Origin of the sequence: Streptococcus lishijunsis, assembly GCF_047290665.1 — a bacterium.
Taxonomy (GTDB): Bacteria; Bacillota; Bacilli; order Lactobacillales; family Streptococcaceae; genus Streptococcus.
This window is the reverse complement of sequence record NZ_JBLBUC010000038.1, coordinates 1-4532: the sequence shown is the minus strand read 5'-3', so window position 1 is coordinate 4532 and position 4532 is coordinate 1. Positions and strand designations below refer to the sequence as shown.

At 32.0% G+C, this 4532-nt stretch carries 3 protein-coding genes and 3 pseudogenes; 3 read left to right on the top strand and 3 right to left on the bottom strand.

The window, feature by feature from the left end; all coding sequences use genetic code 11:
- Positions 1 to 127 precede the first annotated feature (127 nt).
- The 3 genes and pseudogenes from ACLN19_RS08935 to ACLN19_RS08925 all read right to left on the bottom strand — a co-directional run bounded on the left by ACLN19_RS08935 (position 128) and on the right by ACLN19_RS08925 (position 1358).
- Positions 128 to 694 carry a hypothetical protein gene (locus ACLN19_RS08935; RefSeq protein WP_413385472.1) on the bottom strand — a complete coding sequence of 189 codons (567 nt, stop codon included), beginning with the start codon at positions 692 to 694 and terminating at the stop codon, positions 128 to 130.
- Positions 695 to 841: 147 nt separating this feature from the next.
- Positions 842 to 1117 (bottom strand): annotated as a pseudogene (locus tag ACLN19_RS08930) (type II toxin-antitoxin system RelE/ParE family toxin).
- Positions 1110 to 1358, bottom strand: a complete 249-nt coding sequence (locus tag ACLN19_RS08925) for a type II toxin-antitoxin system RelB/DinJ family antitoxin (RefSeq protein WP_413385470.1) — start codon at positions 1356 to 1358, stop codon at positions 1110 to 1112. The pseudogene ACLN19_RS08930 and the gene ACLN19_RS08925 overlap by 8 nt, the downstream one beginning before the upstream one ends.
- Before the next feature lie 188 nt (positions 1359 to 1546).
- On the opposite strand from ACLN19_RS08925, the pseudogene ACLN19_RS08920 reads away from it, so the two are divergent.
- The 3 genes and pseudogenes from ACLN19_RS08920 to ACLN19_RS08910 form a co-directional block, all read left to right on the top strand.
- A pseudogene (locus ACLN19_RS08920) lies at positions 1547 to 2533 on the top strand (IS30 family transposase).
- Positions 2534 to 2942: 409 nt separating this feature from the next.
- Entirely contained in the window at positions 2943 to 3101 is a 159-nt protein-coding gene (locus tag ACLN19_RS08915) for a hypothetical protein (RefSeq protein WP_413385468.1), read from the top strand.
- 138 nt (positions 3102 to 3239) lie between these two features.
- Positions 3240 to 4193, top strand: a pseudogene (locus tag ACLN19_RS08910) (bacteriocin secretion accessory protein); the annotation flags it as partial.
- Between the last annotated feature and the right edge of the window lie 339 nt (positions 4194 to 4532).

Sequence of the window (4532 nt, the reverse complement as noted above, 5' to 3'; positions counted from 1 at the left end):
TCAGGAATCAGGTTGCTTAATATCTTTTAGTATTTGACTGTCTACTTGACAGGGAACCGTTCAGTTTCTAGTGAGCATTTTTTGTTTTTCACTGTCCACTATGAGGGGAGTATATCAACTCACAACCTCAGCAATTTTCTTGTTTTTCCTTCAGTATATCCTTAATCAATTTAGGCAAGATACTATTTACAGAAGTTCTCTTTTTATATGTTGAATAGTCTAAAAACAATTCGAATCCAGCATATAATAAAAACCAAACAAAACCCATTATCTGAATTATTAAATAAATAATATCTCCATTAACACTTATAACAGTTTTCTCTATTTCAAAAAAAGTAAAAAACAAAGGTACGATAGACAAAATCAACCCATTCCAAAAATATTTACGAGCAAATTTTACGCTCTCCATACCATCGCTATCAACAACTGACATTTGAATAAAATAGTCCAATTCTTCTAATTGGTTTATATCAAATGAACTTAACATCTCTCTAACCATATCTAGCTCTTCTATTGATATATTCTGCAACTGGAATTTACGACGATCTAGCCATCCAATTTTTCTTATTTTACCTTTTTTAACTTTAAATCTATGATATAAAATGAGACTTTTAGGATGAGAAAAATATAACTGTGTCCACACTTCCAATAAATATTTTTTTGATAAACGTCTGCTTCTATAATCAAATCTCATAATAACTCCTAAGAATTATTATAACTTATCTTACAAAAAAGGCAATAAAGTTGATAGCCAACTAATATCACTTTCTCCCTGATATAGCCTCTCATCATCAATTCCTTTTACACAAAAATAAAAAGCCATGATATTAAATCATGACTTCTAAAATAAATCTGAATGACTACCTGTTCTCAATAAACTTAAAACAAGTTCCTCATTATCTACCCTATATATATCAATAACCAGTTGAATATGGCACTCTCGAACATTTTGATAACGCCTACTATCAAGCAATTAGTGATCTCTATATCTAGTTGGCAGTGTTTCTCGTTTGACTAAAAATTCTAAAACTTCTTCTAATTTAGAACTATCTAAACCTCGCTTCAAAGCTAATTTAAAATCTTTTTTAAATTGCTTATGATACTTAAGCTTAAGCATTTAAACTCTCCATCAAACTTTTTATATCTGAAAAAGTCTCACTCATATTATTATCATTTTCCACATCATCAATGATAGAAGATAATTTGTCAGCTTTGATTTCAAATGGGATACTCTGCGAGATTAACGACTGTTTCATAAACAAACGTAAAGCACTTGATAAATCCAGTCCCATAGATTTATACAACTTGCTTACTTCTTCCTTTAAATTATCATCTACCTTAAATGTTACTGTTGTCATTATTATTCTCCAATCACTTTATACTGATATTATACTACTATTGTTAGTATTAATCTTTCTTTTTCATTTTAAAGATACCGTTTTTATTCTTATCTTTAATTCCCCGCGTTGTAAAATGAAGTGCAACAAAAAGACATGTTCGTCTGATAGACTAGAATTCCCAAACTCAGTATAGAAAGCAGATGAACATGTCCACTAATCATTGTAACAAAAAATCAACCTATTCACACCTTTCAGCCTCTGAACGCGGAGAAATGAGTGCCTATCTCAAGATGGAAAGAAACCAGCTGAGACTGCACGTCTGATTAGTCGTCATCGCTCAACCATCAGTCGTAAACTGAAGCGAGTAGAGGTGACACAAGTTCAAAATAAAAATGAGAAACTGACCTATTATACGACTTATTTCGCAGATAATGATCAACGTGTTTATGAGACCAACCGTCGCAAAAGTGTCTATCACAAGCTAAACAACTGTTCTAAGTTCTTCTTCAAAGAACTTGAGAAAGCCCTGAAAACGAAACCTCGCTACCACAGTGTCGATAGCTTTGTGCAGACTTACCGAGAAGAACATCTACTGAAAGTCACCCCTTCAACCAAGACAGTTTATCGCTACATCAAAGACAGACTATTGAGGGTTAGACCGATTGATTTACCTATGAAGAACGTCCAGAAATCATTACGAATCGTTCTAATTTTGGGCATTGGGAAATTGATTTAATTCTCGGAAAAAAGACCAGAAATGAAGCTGTTGTCATGACTTTGGTAGAGCATCAGACGACGCGATTTGTCATCGCCTTAAAACTGACGAATAAACAGGCTGAAACAATCAACAAGGCTGTTAAGAGCTTACTGTCTCAGTATCCTATTGGGTCTATTACGTCAGACATGGCTCAGAGTTCAGTAGATTATCAACTCTAAAAAGTGTTGACGTTTATTTTGCTCATCCTTATTCTTCTCACGAAAGAGGAACGAATGAGCATTTTAATGGTCTCTTGAGAGAGTTTCTTCCAAAAGGTATCTCCCTTAATCCACTAACGACAGAAGAACTCAATCGCTACGTCCCTGCTATCAATAATAGGCCTAGACGAATTCTCAAGTATAAAACCGCATATTTTTTGTTTGCGATTGAACACAATTTTTCTAGTCTACTATCGAATCTGTTGCATTTGACTTGACAAATCGGATAGCATATTTTTGACTTAAAGTCTAAAAATGATATAATTAAGTAGCCGATTAAGTAATTCAAGGCTACACCAAAGCCCCAGGAATAAATGCCAATTACCTAGGGCTTTTTTGTTGCTAATTATATGATTTTACAAGGAATAAGCATAATTAAATTGGCGCGATAAAAGTTTTTTAAGAGAATAAAAAATTTATTAATAGCTATACAGGATATTATTTCAATTAAGTTCTATTTGTAGAGGGTTATCTACATAATTATTCAGCAATAAATTAATAAAAAGGAAGAATATTCTAAAATGTAAGCCTTTACAAAGAATGTGTTTTATGCTATACTCAGATTGTAAACAAGTAATAAATCTAAGTTTATTATCGCAATTGGACTAGTAGAAAGGTTATAGGCTTATGAATAACTTTAAACAAATGGATAATATGGCTGTTAACTATATTGATCTGACAGACCAAGAGTTGATGGAGATGAAAGGTGGGATTATTTCTGTTGGAGTAGCAACGGGGTTAAGTGCAGATGTGGCTATCGGTATCTCTCGTAATGGTCATAAATAGGAGAATTGATTATGAAAAATGAAATCTCAAACAATCTTGCGGCGGTTATAATTACAGCTTCAGCACTACTTGGTTTATTTATTGGAATTGCTCTGGGACTAAGTGCTTTGAGATAGATATTAAGAGGAGGTAGACACATTTGGCTATTACCAAAGATTTGAGGATTATCTTAATCAAAGGCAGACATTAACAAGCGATGTATCTCAACAAAATGGGACCATAGCTTCACAGAATGCTACAGCAACAAATACGCAACAAACCATTGGTAATTCTATCAATGAATTATCAAGTAAAATAGCGGACTATCAAACCTTAAGGAATGCGATTACATCAGGAACTCCAGTAAATAACTCAAATCAAGGTTATTCTCTTTATGCCACTTACTCGTCTCAAATTTCAGGATTGAGTGAATTAGAAAAAGTTTCTTTAAAAAATCAAACTCTTTCTCAAATCGATTCTCAGCTTCAACAATTTCAAGCTGAACTGTCTAACTACAAAATTCAATATGCAAATTCTGGTATCCAACAATCTTATAATTCCAGTTTAGATAGTCAACTTTCTTCTTTACAAGCTCAAAAAATAGCTGAAATTGGTCAAGAAATGACTATGTTAGAAGAAAAACGAATAGAGCTTGAGAACGGAGTAGAAGTTCAAAATAATGTTCTAGCTAATACAGAAATCATTTCTAATGCAGAAGGCATTGTTCATATGAATAATGAGGTTCTTAATGCGGAACTTATTCCTGAGGGAACATTGATTGCCCAAATTTACCCTATGATAAGTCAAGAAAAAAAAGTATCTATTGAAACTTATATTTCTTCTAAAGATATTTCGAGTCTTAAAATAGGCGATAAAATCAGGTTTAAAGCTCAAGATAGTTCTAACAAAGATATTATATTAATATCAAAAATTACAAGTATTGATAGCAATGCTACTGAAACTGAAAATGGGAATTATTTTAAAGTAACTTCTGAGAAAACTTTATCAGATAAAGAATCTGAAATTCTTAAGTACGGTATGTCTAGTGATCTGACTGTCATTACTGGCGAAAAGACCTACTTAGACTACTATATAGATGATTTCTTAAATTAATAAAAGAAAAACCAAGTTATTTCTAACTTGGTTTTTGATATGTAGATTCCTAAATACAATATTCAAATATTCTATTGTTTAGAAACAAATTTGAAATACACAAGAATATTAAAGATAAGTAACAAACTACTCAATATCCAATACTGTATTCCTCTTACATTCGCATACTCTTGCAAAAGATACAAGAACAATTAACTAATTATCACTGATGAAATAGATTGTAGCAAGACAGCCTAATGGATACATAAGATTAAATCTATGTTCTATGATTAAATCCATACTAATGAATCGGTTACACTAAACTAGACAATATTTATAAAGTGTTCTACACTAAAGAAA

Coding starts and splice junctions, on each gene's coding strand:
- ACLN19_RS08935 (WP_413385472.1), bottom strand. CDS start 694: ATGAGATTTGATTATAGAAGCAGACGTTTATCAAAAAAATATTTATTG.
- ACLN19_RS08925 (WP_413385470.1), bottom strand. CDS start 1,358: ATGACAACAGTAACATTTAAGGTAGATGATAATTTAAAGGAAGAAGTA.
- ACLN19_RS08915 (WP_413385468.1), top strand. CDS start 2,943: ATGAATAACTTTAAACAAATGGATAATATGGCTGTTAACTATATTGAT.